The sequence below is a fragment of the Cupriavidus sp. FW216-B1 genome, from assembly GCF_058789195.1.
The window spans coordinates 1177237-1200324 of sequence record NZ_JBYTEL010000001.1 but is presented as its reverse complement, the minus strand read 5'-3'; the positions used below and the strand labels follow the sequence as shown (position 1 = coordinate 1200324).

The following is a 23088-nucleotide window of genomic DNA, read 5'->3' as shown; positions in this document are numbered from 1 at the left end:
CATCGCTACGGCACCTGCCGCTCCAGCACGTCCCACAGTTCCAGCAGCGTGGGATTGCCGGCGTGCGCCGCGCGATAGGCGCAGATGTCCAGCGCCGACTGCCAGGTAGCGTCGCCGGCCGGCACCAGCGTGCCGGCGGCCAGCGCGTCGGCCGCGGTGGTGCGCGGCAGCCAGGCCACGCCGTGCCCCTCGATGGCCATCTTCATCAGCAGGATCGCCATGTCGGCCTCGTAGCAGCGCTCCAGCGGGCGGCGCGGCGGCGCGGTTTCCAGGATCACGTCGACCACGCGGCCGAGCGTGGTGCCGGCGGTGTAGGCCAGGTAGGGGATCGGCTTGCTGCTGGCGCCGCCCAGCGAGAACAGCGGCCCGCCGCGCACGTTGGGCGCGCTCAGCGGCATCAGCAGGTCGTGGCCCACGGTCAGGCTGCGGAACTTGTCCGCGTCGAGCGAGACCGGCACGCGCGCATGGTTGTAGCCGAGCATCAGGTCGCAGTTGCCTTCCGACAGCGCCACCACGGCTTCGAGCACGTTGGCCGCCACCACGCGCGCGTTGAACTGGCCGTAGCGCGCCTGGCAGGCCTTGAGCCAGGCCGGCAGGAAGGTCAGCGACAAGGTATGCCCGGCGGCGATCTGGATGGCCTTGCCCGGCATGCGGCTTTCCTGGCGCAGGGTGGCGCGCGCGTCCATCAGCAGCGTCAGCGCCTCGCGGCCGCTGGCGCAGAAGGTCTTGCCGGCGGGGGTGAGGTCGAGCGGGAAGGTGTTGCGGTCGACCAGCACCGCGCCGGCCCAGTCCTCCAGCGAGCGGATGCGCCGCGAGAGGGCCGACTGGGTGATGTGCCGCAGCTCGGCGGCACGCGAGAAACTGCGGGTCTTTTCCAGCACCAGCAGGTCATCGATCCATTTCAGTTGCATGGCTTGGCGCCTTGGCGGCGGGGCAGGGAAGCGGGACGGCGGGCTGCCGCGGGTATTCCATTTTCGCATAAGCCTATGGGCGATCCGCATCCCGGTGCCGGCGGGACCGGCCTAGAATCGTTGCTTCCCATCAGCCGACATATCGCCGCAGGCGAAGCAGATCCAGCATGACAGGGGCGCGCAGACAAGCCGGCTGGCAAAGCGGCCGCGCGCCGGAACGTTCCGACCCCAACTCGGCCGTCAATGTGTTTCGACGCTTTCGGGAGTTACCCTGATCATGTTCATGCAGTCGCTTTTCCGTCACCGCGCGCAGCAGGGCGCCCTGCTGCTGGCGCTGGCCCTTGGCGCGGCCGCCGCGCCGGCCGCCGCCGCGGACTATCCGGACCGCCCGGTGCAACTGGTGCTGTCCTTCCCGCCTTCGGGCGCCACCGACGTGCTGGCGCGCGCGGTGGGGCAACGCCTGTCCACCGTGCTCAAGCAGCCGGTGGTGGTGGACAACCGGCCCGGCGCGGGCGGTGCCATCGGCATGAGCTATGCCGCCAAGGCCACGCCGGACGGCTACACGCTGTACCTGGCCGCCGTGAGCAACGCCGCCATCGCCGCGGCCACCTACAACAGCCAGCCGGCCAGCCTGAGCCGTGATTTCGTGCCGATCGCGGGCATCGGCACCGTGCCGCACATCCTGGTGGTGCCGGCCTCGCTGCCGGTGCACTCGGTGCCGGAGCTGGTGAGCTACCTCAAGGCGGCGCCCGGCAAGTACAACTTCGCCTCGCAGGGCGCCGGCACGCTGTCGCACCTGGAGTCGGAACTGTTCAAGCTGCGCACCGGCGTGGACGTGGTGCACGTGCCGTACAAGGGCAGCTCGTTCGCGCTGCCGGACCTGATGGCCGGGCGCTCGAGCATGATGTTCGACAGCATCCCGGCGGCGCTGCCGCACGTGAAGTCGGGCAAGCTGCGGCTGCTGGCGGTGGCTTCCGAGCGCCGCGTGAGCTCGCTGCCGGACGCGCCCACCGTGGCCGAGTCGGGCATCCCCGATTTCCGCGCCGACAACCTGTTCGGCCTGGTGGCGCCCAAGGGCACGCCGCCGCAGGTGGTCAAGCAGCTCGCCGCCGCGATGAAGGACGTGCTGGCCTCGCCCGAGCTGGGCGCGGCGATGGAAGCGCAGGGCGTGCAGATCAAGTACACCCCGCCCGAGCAGTTCGGCCGCATGATCGGCGACGAGATGCGCGCCTGGGAGAAGGTGGCGCGCGCCGCCAACGTGCGGATAGACTAGCGCGGCCATGCAGTGACGGGCTGGCGGGCTTGCCCGCGGGCCCGGGTTTGCCGGCAAGGCAGCTTGCCGCAGGTTGTTTCCCTCTGCCGCGCGCGGAAGAGGGGCAGGGGGAGCGGGCCGGCGCCGCCACGCAGCGGACGCCTTCGGCGTTCGCCGGCGCGGCGCCCGCTCCCGACCCTTCTCCCGCCGCATCGGGGAAGGGCGCAGGTCGCGGGCGGCGCGGGCCTTGCCGGTATGGGCCTGCCCGCCCGATTTTCTCAATTCCCACGCGCCGCCCAGCGGACGCGAAGCATTCCTCGCCATGAACAATTTCTGGAATTTCCCCTATCCCTCGCAGCGCGTGCCGGTCCTGGCCGACAACGTGGTGGCCACCTCGCAGCCGCTGGCGGCCGCGGCCGGCTTGCGCATGCTGGCGCGCGGCGGCAACGCCGTGGACGCGGCGCTGGCCACGGCCATCGCGCTGACCGTGGTCGAGCCGTGCATGAACGGGATCGGCGGCGATGCCTTCGCGCTGATCTGGGACGGCAAGGAACTGCACGGCCTGAACGCCAGCGGCCGCGCGCCCGCGGCGTGGACGCCGGAATATTTCTCGCGCTACGACAGCATGCCGCCCAACGGCTGGGACGCCGTGACCGTGCCGGGTGCCGTCTCGGGCTGGCGCGCCACCTGGGAAAAGTTCGGCAGCCTGCCGTTCGCCGACCTGTTCGAGCCGGCGCTGGAATACGCGCGCAACGGCTTCCTGGTGTCGCACACGGTGCACCGCCAGTGGCAGGCGCAGGTGCCGGTGCTGATCGACAAGCCGGGCTTCGCCGAGGCCTTCGCCCCCAACGGCCGCGCGCCGCTGCCGGGCGAGCGCTTCATCTGCGAGGGCCAGGCGCGCACGCTGGCGCGCATTGCCGAGAGCAAGGGCGACGACTTCTATCACGGCGAGCTCGCGGCCAGCATCGCCGCGCACGCGCGCGCCACCGGCGGGCTGATCACCGAGGCCGACCTGGCCGCGCACCGCGCCGACTGGGTGCAGCCGATCAGCACGGCCTACCGCGACCTGGAGCTGTTCGAGATCGGCCCGAACGGGCAGGGCATCGGCGCGCTGATGGCGCTGGGCATGCTGGAGCAGTTCGACGTGGCCGGCGCGGGCGTGGACTCGGCCGAGGCCATCCACCTGCAGGTCGAGGCCATGAAGCTGGCCTTCGCCGACCTGCACGCCTACGTGGGCGATCCCGCGGCGATGCACGAGGTGCAGGCCGCGCACCTGCTGGACCGCGGCTACCTGGCCAGCCGCGCCAAAGCCATCGACCCGGAGCGCGCCGGCAACCCCGGCCCGGGCAAGCCGCACAGCGGCGGCACGGTCTACCTGACCGTGGCGGACCGCAACGGCATGATGGTTTCGTACATCCAGTCCAACTTCAAGGGCTTCGGCTCCGGCGTGGTGGTGCCCGGCACCGGCATCGCCCTGCACAACCGCGGCTGGGGCTTCAACCTCAAGCCGGGCCACCCCAACCAGGTCAGCCCGGGCAAGCGGCCGTTCCACACCATCATCCCCGGCTTCCTGATGCGCCAGGGCAAGCCGCTGGCCGGCTTCGGCGTGATGGGCGGCTCCATGCAGGCCCAGGGCCACGTGCAGATGACCAGCCGGCTGGCCGACTTCGGCCAGAACCCGCAGGCCGCGTGCGACGGCCCGCGCTGGCGCGTGCTGGACGACAACAGCACCGTCGCGGTGGAATGGAACTGCCCGGAAGCCACCGTGGCCGGGCTGCGCGCGCGCGGCCACAAGGTGGAGGTGGCCCCGCGCGGCAACCTGGAGTTCGGCGGCGCGCAGATCGCCATGCGGCTCGACAGCGGCTACGCGGCCGCGTCGGATCACCGCAAGGACGGCTACCCGGTCGGTTTCTGATACCGGCCTGCCGTTTGCGCGGTGGCGGAAAAATAGCCGGGTGTGTGGGTTGGGACACATCAAACAGCCGGAACCGGGGCATAGACTGAAGGCGTCCTTTTTGCCAGCCAAGGAGAGGTCGCCATGGAAACGCTCCGGTCCCGCCGCCTGCTCGATCGTGTTTCGCCGGCCGTGCTGGCCGACCTGCGCCGGATGCAGGCGGCCACCGAATGGGCCCGGGCGCTGGCTGCCGCCGGCCGCGCGCCGGTGGACGCGGCAGGCGAGGGCTTCGAGTTCGCCCGCTACGATCCGGGATTGCGCGGCTTCGTGCTGCTCAGGCTGCGCGGCGGGGTGCGCGGCGCCTGACACGGACAGGCATGGCGTCCCGCCCGCCGGCACGGCGGCGGGCGTCCCCGGAGTCTCTCCATTCCTGTGCCTTCCCGGCCGCATTTCCGGCTCCGCCACGGCGGGCCGGCCTTCAGGCGCCAGGCGCCCGCGCCACCTCGGGTTCACCCGGCTGCGCCTCGCCCGGCCCTGTGCGGCGCGCCTTGCTATAATCCCGAATTACCCAAAAAATCATGCCGCCCCGGCTGCGCGCATGCCTTTGCCCGCGCTTTGCCGGCAACGGCGGCGGCGAGGGTGGTTCAATGCGTGACGGGGAGTTACGTGGCCGGAACCGATATCGCAGTGCAAGACGTCCCACCCAGCGCGGGCAATCCCGTTTCGACCGGCAGCTCGTTCCATGCCGCCATGAAGATCCTGCCTGCCGCGCAGCGGGAGGCGATGTTCGAGATCTACGCCTTCTGCCGGCAGGTGGACGATATTGCCGACGGCGACGGCCCGCGCCCGCAGCGCCTGGCCGGGCTGGACGCCTGGCGCGCCGACCTGGCCGCCTGCTATGCGGGCACGCCGCCGCCGGCGCTGCGCCGGCTGCACGCGCAGATCGTGCGCTACGGCCTGCTGCAGGAGGATTTCCTGGCGGTGGTCGACGGCATGGCGATGGACGTGCTGGCCGACATCTGCGCGCCGGACGCGGCCACGCTGGACCTGTACTGCGACCGCGTGGCGAGCGCCGTGGGGCGGCTTGCCGTGCGCGTGTTCGGCATGGAGCGCGAGGCCGGCGTGGCGCTGGCGCATCACCTGGGCCGCGCGCTGCAGCTGACCAATATCCTGCGCGACATCGACGAGGATGCCGGGCTGGGCCGCGTCTACCTGCCGACCGAGGCGCTGGCCGGGGCCGGCGTGCCGCCGGGCGCGCCCGAGGCCATCGTCGGCCATCCCGCGGTGGGCCGTGCCTGCCTGGAAGTGGCGGGGCAGGCCCAGGCGCACTATGACAAGGCGTTTGCCATCATGGCGGACGCCCCGCGCCGCGTGGTGCGCTCGCCGCGCATCATGGGCGAGGTCTACCACGTGGTGCTGCAGCGCCTGCTGGCGCGCGGCTGGGCCAACCCGCGCGAGCGGGTGCGGGTGCCGCGCGCGCGGGCGCTCTGGATCCTGTTGCGGCACGGCTTCGTCTGAAGCCATTTCGCTGATTTGCCGCTGCGCGCCGTCGCCACCCCGCGGGCCTGGCGAGCGCGCAGCATTGCTGTAATCGCGTTGTTGAAGAGAGGACATCGAGACCGATGAGCCAAGTAGCAATATCTCCCGATCCGGCCGCTGCCGCGGCATCCGTGCAAGGCATGGCGGAGACGGGCGCGCTGGAAGGCGCGATCGGCCGCGCGCAGGACGCGCTGCTGGCGGCCCAGCGGCCGGACGGCCACTGGGTGTTCGAGCTGGAAGCCGACGCCACCATCCCGGCCGAGTACGTCCTGCTGGTGCACTACCTCGGCGAGAGCGCCGACACCGTGCTGGAAGCCCGCATCGCGCGCTACCTGCGCCGCATCCAGAATGCCGACGGCGGCTGGCCGCTGTTCCACCAGGGCGCCTCGGACATCAGCGCGAGCGTGAAGGCGTATTTCGCGCTGAAGATGATCGGCGACGATCCCGAGTCCGAGCACATGCGGCGCGCGCGCGCGTCCATCCACGCGCAGGGCGGCGCCGAGGGCAGCAACGTCTTCACCCGCACGCTGCTGGCGCTGTACGGCGTGATGCCGTGGCAGGCGGTGCCGATGATGCCGGTGGAGATCATGCTGCTGCCGCTGTGGTTCCCGTTCCACCTGTCCAAGGTGGCGTACTGGGCGCGCACGGTGGTGGTGCCGCTGCTGGTGCTCAACAGCCTGCGCCCGCAGGCGCGCAACCTGCGCGGCGTGGGCATCGACGAGCTGTTCGCGCGCCCGTGCCAGGCCGCGCGCCTGCCGCCCAAGGCGCCGCACCAGAGCCGCGCCTGGTTCAGCTTCTTCCGCGTGGTCGATGCCGGCCTGCGCGTGGCCGAGCCGCTGTTCCCGCGCGGCCTGCGCAAGCGCGCGATCGCCCGCGCCGAGCGCTTCGTGCGCGAGCGCCTGAACGGCGAGGACGGCCTGGGCGCCATCTTCCCGGCGATGGCCAATGCCGTGATGATGTTCGACGTGCTCGGCGTGCCGAAGACCGACCCGGACGTGGCGGTGGCGCGCGCCTCGGTCGAGAAGCTGCTGGTGGTGCATGGCGACGAAGCCTATTGCCAGCCATGCCTGTCGCCAGTGTGGGACACCTCGCTGGCCAGCCACGCGCTGCTCGAGGCCGGCGGCGCGCGCGCCGAGGCGGCCGCCGAGCGCGGCCTGCAATGGCTGCTGCCGCTGCAGGTGCTGGACGTGCGCGGCGACTGGATCGTGCGGCGCCCGCAGGTGCGTCCCGGCGGCTGGGCCTTCCAGTACGCCAACCCGCATTACCCGGACGTGGACGACACCGCCGTGGTGGCGATGGCGATGGACCGCGCCGCGCGCGTGGGCGCCGGCGCGCCGGCCGTGACCGCGGCCAGCCATCGCGAGCGCTATGGCCAGGCCGTGGCGCGCGCGCGCGAGTGGGTCGAGGGCATGCAGAGCAGCAACGGCGGCTGGGGCGCCTTCGAGCCCGAGAACACGCACGAGTACCTCAACAACATCCCGTTCGCCGACCACGGCGCGCTGCTCGACCCGCCCACCGCCGACGTCTCGGCGCGCTGCCTGTCGATGCTGGCGCAGCTCGGCGAGTCCGCCTCCAGCAGCGACGCCTTCCGGCGCGCGCTGCGCTACCTGCTCGACGAGCAGATGCCGGACGGCAGCTGGTACGGCCGCTGGGGCATGAACTACATCTACGGCACGTGGAGCGCGCTGTGCGCGCTGAACGCCGCCGGCATGGGCCCGGAAGCGCCGGAAATGCGCCGCGCCGCCGAATGGCTGGTCTCGATCCAGAACGCCGACGGCGGCTGGGGCGAGGACGGCAGCAGCTATCGCCTCGACTACCAGGGCTACGAGCCCGCGCCGAGCGTGGCCTCGCAGACCGCGTGGGCGGTGCTGGCGCTGATGGCGGCCGGCGCGGTCGAGCATCCGGCGGTGGCGCGCGGCATCGACTACCTGGTGGGCACGCAGCAGGCCGACGGCCTGTGGCATGAAGCGCGTTTCACCGCGGTGGGCTTCCCGCGCGTGTTCTACCTGCGCTACCACGGCTACGCGCGCTTCTTCCCGCTGTGGGCGCTGGCGCGTTTCCGCAATCTGCGCCGCGCCGGCACGCAGGCGGTGGCGTGGGGGATGTAGGCAGGGCAGCGGGCGCGGCCGCGCCGGCGCCGCGCCGCGCCGGCCCCACGCTGGTGGTGGCCGGCATGCGCTTCGAGGCCCGCATCGCCGCGGGCCCCGGCATCGAGACCCTCTACGGCCTGCGCGCCGAAGCGCTCGCGCAGGCCCTGCGCGAGCGCCTGGCGCGGCCCTGCGCCGGCGTCATCAGCTTCGGCGTGGCGGGCGGGCTGGCGCCCGCGCTGCTGCCCGGCAAGGTGATCGTCGCCACCGGCATCCACGATGGCGCCAGCTTTTGGCCGGCCGATGCCGGCTGGCTGCGCGCGCTCTCCCGCGCGCTTCCCGACGCGGCCACCGGCACGCTGGCCGGCGGCGACGACCCCGTCACCGCCGTGGCCGCCAAGGCCGCGCTGCACGCCGCCACCGGCGCGCTGGCGGCCGACATGGAATCCCATATCGCGGCACGCATCGCGCACGCGCATGGCGTGCCTTTCGCCGCCTGCCGCGTGGTGGTGGACCCGGCCGCGCGCGAAGTCCCGCCCGCCGCCGTCGCCGGCATGGGCGCGGACGGCGGCACCGACATCGTTGCCGTGCTGAAGTCGCTGCTGGCCGCGCCCGGCCAGTTGCCGGACCTGCTCAGGCTGGCGCGCGACGCGAAACTGGCCCGGCTCGGGCTGGAGGCCGCGCGCCGCCGGGCGGGCGCGGGATTCGGGCTGATCTGATTCGGGGCTGGCCTGGGCCTGCCTGGCGTTTCGCCGGGCCGCGCCCGGCGCCTGATCCGGACCCGAACGGGTGCCGGCACGCGCATGCCGCCTGCGGGGCGCTCGCGGCGCCCCGCCGGCGTCCTTCCTATTCCTATTCCTTCTTGCTGTCCCCTTCGGGGGCTTTCTCCGCGCCGCCGGCCGGCGGCGGCACCGGCTCGGCCGTGGCGTCGGCAGGCGCGGCGGATGCGGCGGGCGCGGTAGCCGGCGTGCCGGGCGCGGCCGGAGCGGCGTCCGCCGGCGCCTCGTCGTCGTCATACTGCGGCAGCTTGCCGCCACCGCCGTCGATCAGGTACTGGCGCCGCTGCAGGTAGGCATCGCGCACGAAGCTGTAGCGGTCCAGCGCCGCCAGCGCCAGCAGGTCGGTCGCGCCCAGCGCGTTGGTGCGGGCATCGAGGAAGCCCAGGAAATACATGCCGTAGCGATAGTCCTGGTCGATCCAGGTGGTCGGCGAGATCTGGAGATTCACGTACAGGCCGACGCCGTCGCGGATCGAGCTCGGGCCGAACAGCGGCAGCACCAGGTAGGGGCCCGACGGGATGCCCCACACGCCCAGGGTCAGGCCGAAATCCTGCGAATGCTTGCCCAGGCCGGCCGGCGTGGCGATGTCGATCAGGCCGCCGATGCCCAGCGTCGAATTGATGGCGATGCGCATGAAGCTCTCGGCCGCGTCCACGCCCTTGCCCTGCAGCAGGTTGTTGACGAAATTGCCGACGTCGCCGATGTTCGAGTAGAAATTGGTCACCGCCGTGCGCACCGGCTGTGGCGTGACGGCGCGGTAGCCCTTGGCCAGCGGCGTCGCCACGTATTCGTCGAGCTTGTCGTTGACCGTGAACACGGCGCGGTTGAACGGCTCGATGGGGTCGGCCGGGCTGGCCTGCGGGCCGCTGGCGCAGGCCGTGGCCAGCAGCGCGAGGGACAGCGCGGACAGGAGCCGCGCCAGGCGGCTGGATCGGGAATCGGGGCGGTGGGTCATGGTTGGCGGAGGTTCATTGGGCCAGTTTCTTGGCTGACTTGGCGCGTTCGCGCGGCTTGCCCATCAGGATCGGCTGGAAGAAGACGGCGCCGGCCAGCGTGCACACCAGCGCCAGCGCCAGCAGCTTGCCCATGCTGGCGGTGCCGGGATGCTGGGACAGCCACAGGCTGCCGAAGGCGGTGGCGGTGGTGGCCGCGCTGAACAGCACGGCGTGGGTCAGCGGCGACTGCAGCAGGTGCGTCTTGCCCTGGCGCCACGCCAGCACGTAGTAGATCTTGAACGCCACGCCGATGCCGAACAGCAGCGGCAGGGCGATCACGTTGGCGAAATTGAGCGGGATGCCGAACACCGCGCACAGCTCCAGCGTCAGCAGCGCGGACACCAGTAGCGGCACCAGCGTGCGCAGCACGTCGCCCACGCGGCGCAGCGTGATCCACAGCAGCAGCGTGATCGACAGCACGGCCCACACGCCGGCGTGGGCGAAGGCGGTCATGATGGTGTCGGCCGAGCCGCGGATCGAGATCGGGCCGCCCACGGCGCCCGGCGCGACGCGCTGCACGGCGTCGATGAAGCGCTTGAGCGCGGCGTCGCGCAGTTCGCTGTCGCGGCTGGAGGCGTCGGCGTCGCCGGGCTTGGCCGCGGCGGGCAGCCTGGGGCTGACGCTGATCAGCGCCTGGCCGTCCGGGGCCACCCAGTCGCGCACCAGTGCCGGCGGCAGCGCGGCCTGCGTGATCGGCTGCGGCGACAGCATGCGCTGCAGGCGCGCCAGCGCCAGGCGCAGCGGCAGCGCGATGGCCTGCTCGGCGCGGTCGCGCGTGGCGGCATCGGCGGCGGCGAGCTTGCGCAGCGAGGCGGCCAGGTGCGCCGCTTCCGCCGCGCCCGGGCCGGGATGGTCCTCGGCGGCCAGCGCGAGCTGGCGCGCGGCGTTCTTGAGCGAGTTGACGCGGCGCTCGTCGTTGGCCGGCGTGGCCACGGCCTGCGTCAGCACCGGCAGCAGGCTGGTGGCGGCGTCGGCGATCAGTTCGAGCCTGGCCGGCTGGTCGTCGGGGATGAAGGTCTGCAGCGTGACCACGCGCGCCACTTCCGGCAGCGCGGCGAGGCGGTCGGCGGTGGCCCGCGCGGCGTCCAGCGACGGCGCCAGCACGTTGACGTTGTCGGTGCCGGCCTGGGGCGCGTCCTTGAGCGAGAGCAGCGTGGCCATCGATTCGGAATGCGGGTCCTTCAGGTGCAGCGGATCGAAGTCGAAGCGCAGGTGCAGCAGCAGCGGCAGGCCGGCGAGGATCACGCCGAGCGTGGCGATCAGCACCTGGGTGCGGTAGCGCTCGAAGAAGGCATCGGCCGGCGCCAGCCACTTGAAGCCCGGCACGTCGACGCGGCCGGTCTCGTCCTTCGGGCGCATCACGGTGATCAGCGCCGGCAGCAGCGTGATGGTGGTGCTGAATGCCACCAGCATGCCCACGCCGGCGATCTTGCCCAGCTCCGCCACGCCGCGGTAGTCGGTCGGCAGGAAGCAGAAGAAGGCGGCCGCGGTGGCCGTGGAGGCCAGCGCGAGCGGCACGCCGACCGCCTTGGCGGTGCTGGCGAGCGCGTCGGGAATGTGCGGGTACGTGTGGCGCTCGGCACGGTAGCGCACGCCGAACTGGATGCCGAAGTCCACCCCCAGGCCGACGAACAGCACGGCGAAGGCGACCGAGATCATGTTGAGCGCGCCCACCATCGCCAGGCCCAGCGCGGCGGTGATGGCCAGGCCCACCAGCAGGCTGGCCAGCACGGCCAGGATCAGCCGCTTGGAGCGCAGCGCCAGCCACAGGATCAGGATCACGACCACCAGCGTGAGCATGCCGTTTACCGCCGCGCCCTGCTTGACCGAGGCGAACTCGTCGTCGGCCAGGGCCTGCGAGCCGGTCAGATGCACGCTGGCGCCGTAGCGCTCGTCGAGGCCGAGCTTGAGCGCGGCGGTGCGGATGGCCTCGGCGGCACCGGCGCCGGCCTGGAGGTCGGCGTAGTCCAGCACCGGGCTGAGGGCGACGAAGGACATCGCCTCCGCGCCGGGCGCCGGCTGCTGGCTGGCGTCCACCAGCCCGGTCCAGGACAGCGCGCCCGGCTTGCCGGCCAGCACCTGGTCGACGGCGGCCGCGCTGCTGCCGAGCAGCCTGGTCATGTCGGCGAGCTTGACCTGGCCCAGTTGCAGCGGCAGCGACAGCGTGGTGGTGAGGGTGTCGGACAGGCCGCGCAGGGTCGGGTCGTGCGCCAGCGCGTTGAGCAGCGGGCGCGCCTGCTTGAGCTGCGAGGTCACGTCGCGCAGCTTGGCGGTGTCGACGAAGAGCAGGCCGTTGCGTTCGAAGAAATCGCCGCCGCCGGGCTGGCTGACGGCGCGAAAGCGCGCGGTGTCCTGCGCCAGCGCGCCGGCCAGCTCGTCGGCGGCGGCATCGGCCAGCTCGGGCGCCGGCGCGCGCACCACCGCCAGGATCATCTGGTCGCGCTGCGGGAAGGCGGCGCTGACCGCGGCATCGCGCTTGGCCCACGGCTGGTCCGACTCCAGCAGGCGGCTGATGTCGGTGTTGATGGCGAAATGCAGGGCGACATAGATGCCGCTGGCGATGGTCAGCAACAGCGCAAGCGCGATCACGGGCCACGCGCGGCGGGTGGAGAACTTGACGATGCGAATGACCGACGACGTCATCATGGGCGTTTTGGGGGCCTGTGTGGGGGCCTGAGTGATGCGCCGGGGAGGGCGCGGTAAAAAAAGGTGCGGCCGCTGGCATGACCGCGGCCGCGGCCGGCGCGGCTCGCGCTGCGGCGCGCGGCGCCGGGCAGCGCGCAAGGTAGCGCGCAAAGCAGCGCCGCGGCACAAAGCGGCAGCCGCGAGTATAACGGGCCGGCGCGGCAAGGCGCTCCGGCGGCGGGCCGCGCGGCGACACGATGGCGGCCGCGGCGGGGCGCGGCACGCCTGCGCATGGGTACGCTATACTGCCCCGTCACGCGCGCGCCGGCGGGGGGCGGCCTGTTTCCGGCCGCCGCCGGGTGCGCCGCGGCGCGCTTTTCATCCTGCTTTCCATCCGGCTTTCCCGGCGGCTCCGCCGGCGAGTGCCGGCAGCGGCCCGGCAGCGGCCCGGCTGGCTTTTTCAGGTCTAAATTCGCATGAAGACACACGGTATTGCTTTCCAGGTCCTGGTCCCGCTCGCGGCGGTGGCGATGGTGTCCGCCGCGCAGGCGCAGTCGGTGGACCGGTCCTCGCCGGACCGCCTGGTGCGCGCGGCGGTCGAGGGCGTGATCGGCACGATCCAGTCCACCCCCGACACGCGCAACGGCGACCTGGCCAAGATCACGGCCGTGGTCGAGCGCCAGTTCCTGCCCTATGCCGATTTCGAGCGCACCACCCGGCTGGCGGTGGGCAGCGCCTGGCGCAATGCCTCGCCCGAGCAGCAGAAGCAGCTCTACGAACAGTTCCAGACCCTGCTGGTGCGCAGCTACGCGGTGTCGCTGTCGCAATTGCGCGAGCAGAAGGTGAAGTTCACCTACAAGCCGGTTCTCGCGGCGGCCGGGGCCAACGACGTGGTGGTGGAGACGCGCGTGCTGAACAACGGCGACGAGATGCAGATCGACTACCGCCTGCAGCGCAGCGGCAATGGCTGGAAGATCTATGACATCAACATGATGGGGGCGTGGCTGATCGAGGTGTACCGCCGCCAGTTCGCCGACATCGTCGCGCGCAACGGCATCGACGGCCTGCTCAAGTACCTGGCCAGCCACAACGCGCGCCAGACCGCGGACGCCTGAGCGCCGCGCGGCAGGCGCACGGAGGTACGCAAGGTACCTCCGGCATGGCGCCCCCATCGGCAGGGGCGCCCGTCGCTCAGTGTCCCGCCGCCGCGGCCTTGCGGGCGGCAGCGTCGTTGGCGGCCTTGGCCTTGGAACGGCCGATTTCCTCGAGCTTGATCTCGACGTGCTTCGAGAACACGTAGTCGGCCGGGCGCTGCTTGTCCAGCGGGATGTCCGGCGCCATCGGGCCCGAGGTGCGCACGCCGCGCAGGGACACGCCCAGCGCCTTGAGCGGATGGGCGATGGTATCGGCCACGGCGGTGGCTTCGAAGCCGCTGTGCACCATGCAGTCGGCGCACTTTTCGTAGTTGCCGGTGCCGTAGGCGTCCCAGTCGGTGGTGTCCATCAGTTCCTTGAAGGTCTTCACGTAGCCTTCGCCGACCAGGTAGCACGGGCGCTGCCAGCCGAACACCGTGCGCGCCGGGTTGCCCCACGGCGTGCAGTGGTAGGTCTGGTTGCCGGCCAGGAAGTCCAGGAACAGCGTGGACTGGCTGAAGGCCCAGTTCTTGCCGTTGCGACCGCGCTGCAGGATGTCGCGGAACAGTTGCTTGGTCTTGTTGCGGTTCAGGAAGTGCTGCTGATCCGGCGCGCGCTCGTAGGCATAGCCCGGCGACACGGTGATGCCGTCCACGCCGATGTCCTTGACCGAGTCGAAGAACTTCGCGACCTTTTCCGGCTCGGCGTTGTTGAACAGCGTGCAGTTGATGTTGACGCGGAAGCCGCGCGCCTTGGCCGCGCGGATGGCCGCCACGGCGCGGTCGTAGACGCCTTCCTGGCTGACCGCGTGGTCGTGCATCTCCTGATCGCCGTCGAGGTGGACCGACCACACGAAGTACGGGTTGGGCTCGTACTGGTCCAGCTTCTTTTCCATCAGCAGCGCGTTGGTGCACAGGTAGACGAAGCGCTTGCGGGCGATGATGCCCTTGACGATCTCCGGCATGTCCCTGTGCAGCAGCGGCTCGCCACCGGCGATGGACACCACCGGCGCGCCGCATTCGTCGACGGCGCCCAGGCATTCCGCCACGGACAGGCGCTGGTTCAGGATCTCGTCCGGATAGTCGATCTTGCCGCAGCCGTTGCAGGCCAGGTTGCAGCGGAACAGCGGTTCGAGCATCAGCGCCAGGGGATAGCGCTTGTTGCCGGAGAGATGTTGCTTGACGACGTAGGCGCCCACGCGGGCGACCTGCAGAAAGGGAATAGCCATTGACTTCCTTCTTGTATTGGGGGCGGCCGGATGATTATCCGGCGGCGGTTTGCGGGTCCGGCTGCGGCACGGCCTCGGGGGTGGCCTTGCCGGCGGCGGTGCGCGGGCGCGCGGGCGGGTCGGCCAGCTCGGCCGGCAGCCGGAATTCGGCGTGCTCCTCGCGGCCGTCCATGGTGGAGACTTCCACCGGACCCAGGCGGCGCAGCGTGGCGATCACGTCCATGACCATCTCCTCGGGAGCGGAGGCGCCGGCGGTGATGCCGACCACTTCGACGCCGCGCACCCACTCCGGGTCCAGCTCGCTGCCGTCGGCGATCAGGTAGCTGGGCACGCCGCTCTCGGTGCCGATCTCGCGCAGCCGGTTGGAGTTGGAGCTGTTGGTGGCGCCGATCACGAGGATCAGCTCCACCTGTTTCGAAAGCTCGCGCACCGCGCTCTGGCGGTTTTGCGTGGCATAGCAGATGTCGCGCGTGTCCGGTCCCACCAGGTTGGGGAAGCGGCGGGTCAGCGCGGCAATGATGTTGCGCGTGTCGTCCACGCTCAGCGTGGTCTGCGTCACGTAGGCGACCGGGGTGTCGTCCGGCAGGTCCAGCTTGGCCACCTCGGCCTCGCTCTGCACCAGGATCACCTTGCCGGGGATCTGGCCCATCGTGCCTTCGACTTCCGGATGGCCGGCATGGCCGATCAGGATCACGGTGCGGCCGCTGGCCGCGTACTGGCGGCCCTGGGTATGGACCTTGATGACCAGCGGGCAGGTGGCATCGATCGAGTGCAGCTCGCGTGCGCGGGCATCGGCCTCGACGTCCTTGGACACGCCGTGCGCGCTGAAAATGGTGACGGCGCCGCTCGGCACTTCGTCCAGTTCTTCGACGAAGCGCGCGCCCTTGCGCCTCAGTCCTTCCACGACGTGCTTGTTGTGCACGATCTCATGTCGCACGAACACCGGGGCTCCGTGCTTGAGCAGGGCGCGGTCTACAATCTCGATCGCGCGCACTACGCCGGCACAGAAGCCACGGGGTTGAGCAAGAATCACCTGCATAAAAATAGGCCCCCCGACCCAGTCAACGGGTTCAGCATTGGTTGATATTCCGGAATCACTTTCCCGTCATACGGTGGTTACTATATACCCGTGCCGCAACCTTTGCCTGGCACCTGGCATTAGCCAGTAACAATTTGAGGTTTTTTCCGTGAGTAATATGACGTCAGGAGACTATGTCCTGGTAACCGGCGCCTCCGGCTTTCTCGGCTCGGCCGTGGCACGGCAGGCCCTGGCACGGGGTTTCCGGGTGCGCGCGATGGTACGCGCCCAAAGCCCGCGACGCAACCTGGACGGGTTGCCCGTGGAGATCGTGGAAGGCGACATGCGCGACGCGCGCGCGATGGAAGCGGCGCTGCAAGGCGTGCGCTACCTGTTCCACGTGGCGGCCGACTACCGCCTGTGGGCGCCCGATCCCGAGGAAATCGTGCGTACCAACGTGGCCGGCACCGAGGCCGTGATGGGCGCCGCGCAGGCCTGTCGCGTGGAGCGCATCGTCTACACCAGCAGCGTGGCGACCCTGCGTGTCGCCGGCGCAACGGCGCCGGTCAACGAAGACGCGCCGATGAGCGGCCACGAGGCGATCGGCGCCTACAAGCGCAGCAAGGTGCTGGCCGAGCGCGTGGTGGAGGGCATGGTGGCGCGCGACGGGCTGCCGGCGGTGATCGTCAACCCCTCCACGCCGATCGGCCCGCGCGACGTGCGCCCCACGCCGACCGGCCGCATCATCGTCGAGGCGGCCAGCGGCAAGATCCCCGCCTTCGTCGATACCGGCCTCAACCTGGTGCACGTGGACGACGTGGCCGAGGGCCACATGCTGGCGCTCGAGCGCGGCGCGACCGGCGAGCGCTACATCCTGGGCGGCCAGGACGTCACGCTGCAGCAGATGCTGGCCGATCTGGCCGCCATGACCGGGCGCCGCCCGCCCACCATCAAGCTGCCGCGCTGGCCGCTCTATCCGCTGGCCTACGCGGCCGAGGCGGTGGCCCGCGTGACCGGCAAGGAGCCGTTCCTGACCGCCGACGGCCTGTCCATGTCGAAATACCAGATGTTCTTCAGCTCGGACAAGGCGCGGCGCGTGCTCGGCTACCAGGCGCGGCCCTACCAGGAGGCGCTGCGCGAGGCGCTGGAGTGGTTCCGCGCCGCGGGCTACCTGCGTTGAGCCGCGCCGGGGCACGGCCCGGCGCTCGCTCAACCGTGCTTGGCTGCCCTCAGCCGCGCTGGGGCGCCTGCGAGCGGCCCTTCCACTGGCCGCCCTTGCGCAGCCAGTAGCGGCGCGCCGAATCGACCGTGGCGCCCAGGTAGAACAGCGCCGTCAGCGGCAGCAGCGGCGCCAGCCACAGCGGCTGGCGGTACTCGCGCAGCATCGGCGCGTAGGCCACCGACATGGCCGCCCACGCCGCCCAGGCCGGCCACAGGCGCAGCCCGCCGGCCAGCGCCAGCAGCGGCGGCGCGAGGTAGGTCAGCACCATGCCGGCCACCGCGCCGGCCAGCAGCAGCGGCGAATAGTGCAGTTGCGTGTAGGCGCTGCGCGCGATCATGTCCCACAGGCTGCGCCAGTCGTCGTAGGGGCGCACCGAGATGCTGTCGTCGGCCAGGTCCAGGCGGATCGAGCCGCCTTGCTTGATGCACGCGGCCAGGCTGCAGTCGTCGATCAGCTCGCCGCGGATCGCGTGGAAGCCGCCGATGCGCGCCAGCGCCGTGCGCCGCGCCAGCATGCAGCCGCCGGCCGCGGCCGCCACCCGGCTGCGCGGGTCGTTGACGCGCGAGAAGGGATACAGCTTGGCGAAATAGAACACGAAGGCCGGGACGATCATGCGCTCCCACCACGAGGCGCAGCGCAGCCGCACCATCAGCGAGACCAGGTCGCGCTGCTCGTGCTCGGCGCGCGCCACCAGTTGCTTCAGCACGCCGGCGCCGTGATGGATGTCGGCATCGGTCAGCCACACCCAGGCCGCGCCGGGCACCTGCGCGTTGGCCGCTTCCAGGCCCTGCGACTGCGCCCAGACCTTGCCGCTCCAGCCCGCCGGCAGCTCGCGCGCGGTGATGACGGTCAGCGCGTCCGCCTTGCCCAGCGCGGCGGCCGCGGCGCGCGCGTGCTCGGCGGTGCCGTCGGTGCTGTGGTCGTCCACCACCACCAGGTGCAGCCGCGCGGGGTAATTCTGGCCCAGCGCGCTGGCCACGGCGCCGCCGATCACCGCCGCCTCGTTGCGGGCGGGAATGATGGCGACGACTTCCGGCCAGCGCGCCGGCGCGGGCGACGGCGCGGGCTTGCGCACGCGCCAGAAGCCGCCGCGCGCAGCCAGCAGGACACACCAGATGGCGAGCGGGATCAGGGACAGCAGGAACATCTCAGGAGACTCCGGGGGACAGACAAGGTTGGGTGCGCTCAGCGCAACAGGTGCCGGGCGAGCCGGGCCAGCCTGGGCACGGTCTCGGGGCGCGCGAGGCGGGGATCATATCCCGCCATGCGCCTTTCGTTCTCGCTCAGGCACAGGTCGATCATCTCGCGCGCGGTCAGGGTGGTGCCCAGGCCGGCCGAGTTGTTCATGTTCATCGGGAAATTGGCGTCCTTGGCCGAGCCGTCCGCCTCGATGCCGCGCGCGATGCCGATGCGCTCCCGGATCAGGAACAGCCACACGCGCGCCACCTTGAGCAGGTACAGCGGGCGCCGCCACCACGGCAGGCTGCGGCGGTACCAGGCGGCCCAGTTGACGAAGAACAGGATATGCCGGCCTTCCTCCTGGATGACCGGCTCGAAGGTTTCCACCAGTTCGGCGGGGAAATAACCCGACTTCCTGGCCGCGGCGAACAGGCCGAAGGCGAAGAAGCTGTCGATGCACTCGCTGTAGCCGGTGGCCAGCCAGCCCCATTCCGGGTCGGCCGGCGGCAGGTACTCGGGCTCGGGCGCCAGCGCGATGCCGTAGGCCTCCACCAGCTTCGAGAGCACCACCTTGTGGCGCGCTTCCTCGGCACCGTCCATCTCCAGCGCGCTGCGCAGCAGCGGGTCGGCCACGGTATCGGCGAACGCCTGCACGCGCACCGACGCGCGGCCTTCGGTCTGCACGGCGATGTCCCAGATCGGCAGCGAGGTCACGCGGCGCAGGGCGTCCGGGTCGAGCCGGGGCCAGTCGATCACGGCGGGTTTGTAGGGGTTGTGCGTCTGCAGCAGCATGTCGCAGAACAGGCGCAGGTGCCGGGCCGAGCCCAGGCGGACCGGCCCGGGCTCGGGGTCGGTCCAGTTGCGCATGGCGTAGTCCGCCTGCTCCACGGCGGTCTTCGCCATGATGGCCGCGGCGGCGGTTGCCCGGGCCTCGGCGCCGGATTCTTCGGTTTTCTCGGTTCTGCTGGGTGCGGCAAGCGCGTCTGACATCCCGGCTCCCCCTGGCAATTGACGATCCGGAGCCATTCTAGCGTGGCCCGGCGGGCTGCGTGTGCGCGGCAGGTATCAGAAGCCCCGGCGCGCCAGCGCCCGCGCGGGCTGCCGGCGCGCCGGACCGGGCCGCGCGTCATCCCGTTTCATCCCGCGCGATGCGGGCGAGGCGCCGCCGCGCGGTAATCGCGGTAATCGCGCGGCGGCAATTACGGTAATCGAAACCGGTGTTTGGGATATTTCTCAAGCTGTTTTGCGAAATGGCCTAGTAACCAGCCGCCGCGACTGGTCTCAAATCGCCTTGGGTTTTAGCGGCGCCTTGAACAAAAGCCCAGTTGCGGCGTCGATTTTGATAATCGAAGGACAACGAGGTTGGAGGCAATATGAATCGACTGGACACGGAGGAAACGGGCCGGATCACCATCACGGACCTTGGCCGGCTCACCCAGGTGCTCAAATGCGAGTACGACGCGGTCGTCACCAGCCAGGGCGACGGCTTCTGGCGCGTGCAGTTCCTGCTAGCGGGACACACCTACATGCTCGGGACCGTGCGCGGCAGCATCCGGCGCTGGCGCCAGCTCGACGCCGTGATCGCCTTCCTGCAATCCAACTGCCCCGACAGCAGCCAGGTCCGCCTGCAGATCGGGCCGTGGATGTTCTGCCGGAACTAGCCCGCCGGACGTACCCGGCGGCGGGCGCGTTCCGGTCCGCGCGCGCCCGCCGCCGACAAGAAACACCCCTGCGATTTCTCCGCGGGGCGCGGCCGGATGCCTATGCGAATCTCCCCCACAGCGATCAAGCAGCACTTGTTGCGTGCGAACGGCGCGCTATGCGCGTGCGCCGGCATTGCGCCACGCGCCCGGCGGCATGCCGAAACGCTGCGCGAAGCGGCGCGTGAAGGTGGTCTGGTCGGGAAAGCCGAGCATCAGCGAGATGTCCGCCAGCGCGTGGCCGTGGTCGGCCAGCAGGCGCGTGGCCTGGTCCAGGCGCAGGCGCGTCTGGTAGCGGTGCGGGGTGTCGCCGAACGCTTCCTGGAACAAGGTGTGGAAGCGCCGCACGCTCCAGCCGAAGCGGCCGGCCAGGTCACCGGCGCGCAGCGGCGCGTCCAGGTGCTGGCGCAGGTAGGCGTCGATCTGCGCCACGGGGAACGGCGCGAGCCGGTCGCGCTCCGGCACGTCCAGGCCCAGCGCGAGGTCGCCCGCCAGCGCCGCGGCCAGCCGCCAGTGGTGCTGGCGCGAGCCGCCGCGCCCCGGCTCCGGCGGCATCGCCGCGATGCGGCGCACGCGCTCCGCCCAGCCCGCGGTGACGGCGAAGGCGCGGGGGCGCCCGGTCAGCGCCGCCGGCACGGCGAGCGAGCCGGGCGGCACGTCCAGCACCAGTTGCCGGTTGTCCGCGAGGCCGAGAAAGTCATGGCGCTCGCCGGCGGGCACGATCAGCCCGCTGCCGGGATCGAGCCGGTGCAGGTGGCCGCCGATCTCCAGCTCGCTGGCGCCGTCCAGGCCGAACAGGACCTGGGTGTAGCCGTGCCGGTGCCAGTCCGGCTCCGGCCGGTAGACGCGGGTCTCCACCAGCGGCGCCGGCGGGCCCGCGCGCGCGGCGGGATCATCGCGCGGCGGCATGGCCGGTACGTTGCGGCGGCCGGGCGGGCTGCCCGGTCTGGCAAAGCCACACGCCAAGCCCAGCCACGGCCAGGCCGAGCAGTTGCAGCAGCCCCAGCTTGTCGCCGAACAGCAGCCACGCCTGCAGCGCGGCCAGCGGCGGCGCCAGGAACATCAGCGAGGCGGCGGTGGCGGCCTGCCCGCGCCGGACGATGCGCAGCAGCAGGTAGGTGCCCGCGCCCGACAGCACCAGCGCCGCCCACGCCAGCGCCGACCACAAGGCCAGCCCCGGCTGCCAGTGCGTCTCGCCCAGCAGCCACGCCAGCGTGCCGGCCACCAGCGCGCCGCCGGTGTTCTGCCAGGCGGAACTGGCGCGCAGGTCGGCGGCGGCGATCGAGGTTTTCTGCAGGATGGTGCCCACGGTGATGGAAAGGATGGAAAGCAGGGCCACCAGCAGCACCCACGGCGAAACCGGGTGGGATACGCTGGCCAGCATGGCTGGAGCCACCACCAATATTACGCCCAGCGAGCCCAGCGCGAGGCCGCCCCAGCCCCGCCGCGACGGGAATTCGCCCAGCAGCGGGATGGCCAGCAGCGCCGTCAGCACGGGCTGCAGCGCGCCCAGCAAGGCCATCGCCGCGGGCGGCAGCCCGTGCGCCACGGCCCAGTAGCCGCCGCACAGGTAGCTGCCGTGCAGCAGCGCGCCCGCCAGCAGGTGCTTCGGCACCTCGCGCAGCGCCGGCCAGCGCGCGCCGCCGGCCACCGCCACCAGCGCGAACAGCAGCGCCGCCAGCGCGAAGCGGGCGAGCAGGAACAGGCTCGGCTGCGCCACCGGCACGATGGCGCGGCCGACGATGAAGCCGGTCGACCAGATCAGCACGAAGGCCAGGCTGGGCAGCCCGGCGCGCAGGGAAAGGCGGGAAGAAGACATGGCATCGGCGCGGCGGGGCGCGGCAAGGACGACGATGCGCGGCAGCATAGTGCGGCGCCGGCCGGCCGTCTTGGCAAATCCGGCAATGCCCGCCGGCTGCGCCGCCGCCGCGCGCGGTTTATAGTTGCCGCTGGATTCCCGCCGGCCATCCGCCTTGCCGTCCTTTTTCGTCCTTTCCCGTCCTCTCCTACCTTTTCCCGCCCATGTCCCATCCCCTGCTGGAACGCGTTCTCCTGACCAATGACGACGGCATCGACGCCCCCGGGCTGGCCGTGCTCGAAGCCGTGGCCGCCACGCTGGCGCGCGAAGTCTGGGTCGTCGCGCCCGAGCACGACCAGAGCGGCACCTCCCACTCGATCAGCCTGCACGCGCCGCTGCGCTTCAGCCGGCAGGGCGAGCGCCGCTTCGGCGTCGCCGGCACGCCGGGCGACTGCGTCGTCATGGCCGCCCGCCACCTGATGGCCGACGCGCCGCCCACGCTGGTCCTCTCGGGCATCAACCGCGGCGGCAACCTCGGCCTCGAAACCGTGTTCTCCGGCACCGTGGGCGCGGCCATGACCGGCATGCTGCTGGGCATCCCCTCCATCGCGCTGAGCCAGGCCTTCTCCGACCGCGACAACGTGCGCTGGGAAACCGCGCGCGCGCTGGCTCCAGACGTCATCCTCCGCCTGCTCGCCGCCGGCTGGAGCGAACAGGCCTGCCTCAACGTCAACTTCCCCGACGTCGCGCCCGCGGCCGCCGGCCCGCTCACCGTCACGCGCCAGGGCGCCGGCCTCGTCAAGGACATCGCCGTGCGCGCCCACGTCGACCCGCGCGGCATTCCCTACCACTGGCTGCAGTTCTCGCGCGGCCCGCGGCCCGACGCGCCGGACAGCGAGGCGATGGTGATCGGCCGGGGCGGGGTCTCGGTCACGCCGCTGCGCTTCGAGAGAACGAACGAGGAAGCGGCGCTGGGGCTGGCGGAGCGGTTGTAACAAAGCCCTGGCGGCGCACTCCGGATGATCCGGAAGGTTGCTTGGAGTAGCCGTCCGGATACTCGCCACTTCCGTGTCTCCATCACGCCGACACAGAAGTGGAAAAGCGATAAATGCGCCACTTCTGGCAATTGATGGGCGGGTGTTATGCGTGTCCTGCGTGGTGGCAATGCCCACGACGGGAGACACGGTATTGAGCCCAAGGAGCCGGGAGCCGCAAGCGGCTTTTGTCTTCTGTGGTGATTCCGCAAGGCCCTCCACGGCATATGCGCTCAATCGAGCGTGGCCTCGTGCAGATAATGCTGCATGCCATTCCTCTTTTTTCTGCTTCGATACCGGGATATGTCCTGGGATTGCTGCGGAGAATTCGGAATAACGTACTAGTCCTGATATTTGGGAGTTGGCTGATAGGCAGCGAAATTGCCGCCTGCTCTAATGCGTGCCTGACAAGTACGAGGGGGCGGCATTGACAGCAGATCAAGCTCAGCAGCTACTGGCGCAATTGCTCATGCAATGCGCGATCATCTGCGCGCCGCTTTTGTCCGCCACCCTGTTTGTGGGCCTTCTGGTGAGCTTGTTCCAGGTCATCACGCAGTTGCAGGAGATGAGCCTCAGCTACATACCGAAGCTTGTCGTGACGGTGGCGGTACTGGGCCTGCTTGGTCCTTGGATGATGGGGCGCGTGACGCGCTTCGCCAGCGGCCTTTTTCAACTGATTCCAGCGTTGGGCTGA

20 protein-coding genes are annotated in these 23088 nt (G+C 71.1%); 11 read left to right on the top strand and 9 right to left on the bottom strand.

Going from position 1 to position 23088, the window contains the following annotated elements:
- Positions 1–5: 5 nt before the first annotated feature.
- On the bottom strand, positions 6–911 hold the full coding sequence (locus AC3WXD_RS05190) for a LysR substrate-binding domain-containing protein (RefSeq protein WP_020202941.1): 906 nt from the start codon (positions 909–911) through the stop codon (positions 6–8).
- Positions 912–1194: 283 nt separating this feature from the next.
- Between AC3WXD_RS05190 and AC3WXD_RS05185 the strand changes: the two genes are divergently transcribed.
- The 6 genes from AC3WXD_RS05185 (at position 1195) to AC3WXD_RS05160 (ending at position 8402) form a co-directional block, all read left to right on the top strand.
- Positions 1195–2184, top strand: a complete 990-nt coding sequence (locus AC3WXD_RS05185) for a Bug family tripartite tricarboxylate transporter substrate binding protein (protein WP_231401604.1) — start codon at positions 1195–1197, stop codon at positions 2182–2184.
- A gap of 301 nt (positions 2185–2485) precedes the next feature.
- Positions 2486–4078 (top strand): gamma-glutamyltransferase family protein, encoded by a 1593-nt coding sequence (locus AC3WXD_RS05180; protein WP_059411484.1) that lies wholly within the window; start codon positions 2486–2488, stop codon positions 4076–4078.
- A gap of 123 nt (positions 4079–4201) precedes the next feature.
- Positions 4202–4423 (top strand): hypothetical protein, encoded by a 222-nt coding sequence (locus AC3WXD_RS05175; RefSeq protein ID WP_492323203.1) that lies wholly within the window; start codon positions 4202–4204, stop codon positions 4421–4423.
- A 300-nt stretch (positions 4424–4723) separates the two neighbouring features.
- A complete protein-coding gene (gene hpnD / locus AC3WXD_RS05170) occupies positions 4724–5575 on the top strand; it encodes a presqualene diphosphate synthase HpnD (RefSeq protein WP_492323202.1) in 852 nt (283 codons plus the stop codon).
- Between the two features lie 161 nt (positions 5576–5736).
- Positions 5737–7704 (top strand): squalene--hopene cyclase, encoded by a 1968-nt coding sequence (shc, locus tag AC3WXD_RS05165; RefSeq protein ID WP_492323359.1) that lies wholly within the window; start codon positions 5737–5739, stop codon positions 7702–7704.
- Complete coding sequence (locus AC3WXD_RS05160) at positions 7692–8402, top strand: phosphorylase (RefSeq protein ID WP_492323201.1); 711 nt, start codon at positions 7692–7694, stop codon at positions 8400–8402. Before shc ends, AC3WXD_RS05160 begins: the two co-directional genes overlap by 13 nt.
- A gap of 133 nt (positions 8403–8535) precedes the next feature.
- On the opposite strand, the gene AC3WXD_RS05155 is transcribed toward AC3WXD_RS05160, so the two are convergent.
- Together AC3WXD_RS05155 and hpnN are read right to left on the bottom strand one after the other, a co-directional pair.
- Positions 8536–9417, bottom strand: a complete 882-nt coding sequence (locus AC3WXD_RS05155; RefSeq protein ID WP_492323200.1) for an MlaA family lipoprotein — start codon at positions 9415–9417, stop codon at positions 8536–8538.
- A gap of 13 nt (positions 9418–9430) precedes the next feature.
- A complete protein-coding gene (hpnN, locus tag AC3WXD_RS05150; protein ID WP_492323199.1) occupies positions 9431–12103 on the bottom strand; it encodes a hopanoid transporter HpnN in 2673 nt (890 codons plus the stop codon).
- Positions 12104–12558: 455 nt separating this feature from the next.
- On the opposite strand from hpnN, the gene AC3WXD_RS05145 reads away from it, so the two are divergent.
- Entirely contained in the window at positions 12559–13197 is a 639-nt protein-coding gene (locus AC3WXD_RS05145) for an MlaC/ttg2D family ABC transporter substrate-binding protein (RefSeq protein ID WP_020202933.1), read from the top strand.
- A gap of 76 nt (positions 13198–13273) precedes the next feature.
- On the opposite strand, the gene hpnH is transcribed toward AC3WXD_RS05145, so the two are convergent.
- Together hpnH and ispH are read right to left on the bottom strand one after the other, a co-directional pair.
- Entirely contained in the window at positions 13274–14443 is a 1170-nt protein-coding gene (hpnH, locus tag AC3WXD_RS05140; RefSeq protein ID WP_059411490.1) for an adenosyl-hopene transferase HpnH, read from the bottom strand.
- 34 nt (positions 14444–14477) lie between these two features.
- On the bottom strand, positions 14478–15482 hold the full coding sequence (ispH, locus tag AC3WXD_RS05135; RefSeq protein WP_029043595.1) for a 4-hydroxy-3-methylbut-2-enyl diphosphate reductase: 1005 nt from the start codon (positions 15480–15482) through the stop codon (positions 14478–14480).
- Positions 15483–15639: 157 nt separating this feature from the next.
- On the opposite strand from ispH, the gene hpnA reads away from it, so the two are divergent.
- On the top strand, positions 15640–16641 hold the full coding sequence (gene hpnA, locus AC3WXD_RS05130) for a hopanoid-associated sugar epimerase (protein ID WP_454733461.1): 1002 nt from the start codon (positions 15640–15642) through the stop codon (positions 16639–16641).
- Positions 16642–16690: 49 nt separating this feature from the next.
- On the opposite strand, the gene AC3WXD_RS05125 is transcribed toward hpnA, so the two are convergent.
- Both AC3WXD_RS05125 and AC3WXD_RS05120 read right to left on the bottom strand, forming a co-directional pair.
- Positions 16691–17830 carry a glycosyltransferase gene (locus tag AC3WXD_RS05125; protein WP_492323198.1) on the bottom strand — a complete coding sequence of 380 codons (1140 nt, stop codon included), beginning with the start codon at positions 17828–17830 and terminating at the stop codon, positions 16691–16693.
- 38 nt (positions 17831–17868) lie between these two features.
- On the bottom strand, positions 17869–18852 hold the full coding sequence (locus tag AC3WXD_RS05120) for a ferritin-like domain-containing protein (protein WP_492323197.1): 984 nt from the start codon (positions 18850–18852) through the stop codon (positions 17869–17871).
- Positions 18853–19235: 383 nt separating this feature from the next.
- On the opposite strand from AC3WXD_RS05120, the gene AC3WXD_RS05115 reads away from it, so the two are divergent.
- Positions 19236–19523: a hypothetical protein gene (locus AC3WXD_RS05115; RefSeq protein WP_020202927.1), complete on the top strand. Its 288-nt coding sequence runs from the start codon at positions 19236–19238 to the stop codon at positions 19521–19523.
- Between the two features lie 156 nt (positions 19524–19679).
- Here the strand turns inward: AC3WXD_RS05115 and AC3WXD_RS05110 are convergent, their stop codons facing one another.
- On the bottom strand, positions 19680–20471 hold the full coding sequence (locus AC3WXD_RS05110; protein ID WP_492323196.1) for a helix-turn-helix transcriptional regulator: 792 nt from the start codon (positions 20469–20471) through the stop codon (positions 19680–19682).
- Entirely contained in the window at positions 20455–21381 is a 927-nt protein-coding gene (locus AC3WXD_RS05105; protein ID WP_043366559.1) for a DMT family transporter, read from the bottom strand. The genes AC3WXD_RS05110 and AC3WXD_RS05105 overlap by 17 nt, the downstream gene beginning before the upstream one ends.
- Positions 21382–21584: 203 nt before the next feature.
- On the opposite strand from AC3WXD_RS05105, the gene surE reads away from it, so the two are divergent.
- The gene (gene surE, locus AC3WXD_RS05100) at positions 21585–22355 is read left to right on the top strand and encodes a 5'/3'-nucleotidase SurE (RefSeq protein WP_020202924.1); all 771 of its coding nucleotides are present in this window, start codon (positions 21585–21587) and stop codon (positions 22353–22355) included.
- A 466-nt stretch (positions 22356–22821) separates the two neighbouring features.
- On the top strand, positions 22822–23088 hold the full coding sequence (locus AC3WXD_RS05095) for a flagellar biosynthetic protein FliQ (protein WP_029043592.1): 267 nt from the start codon (positions 22822–22824) through the stop codon (positions 23086–23088).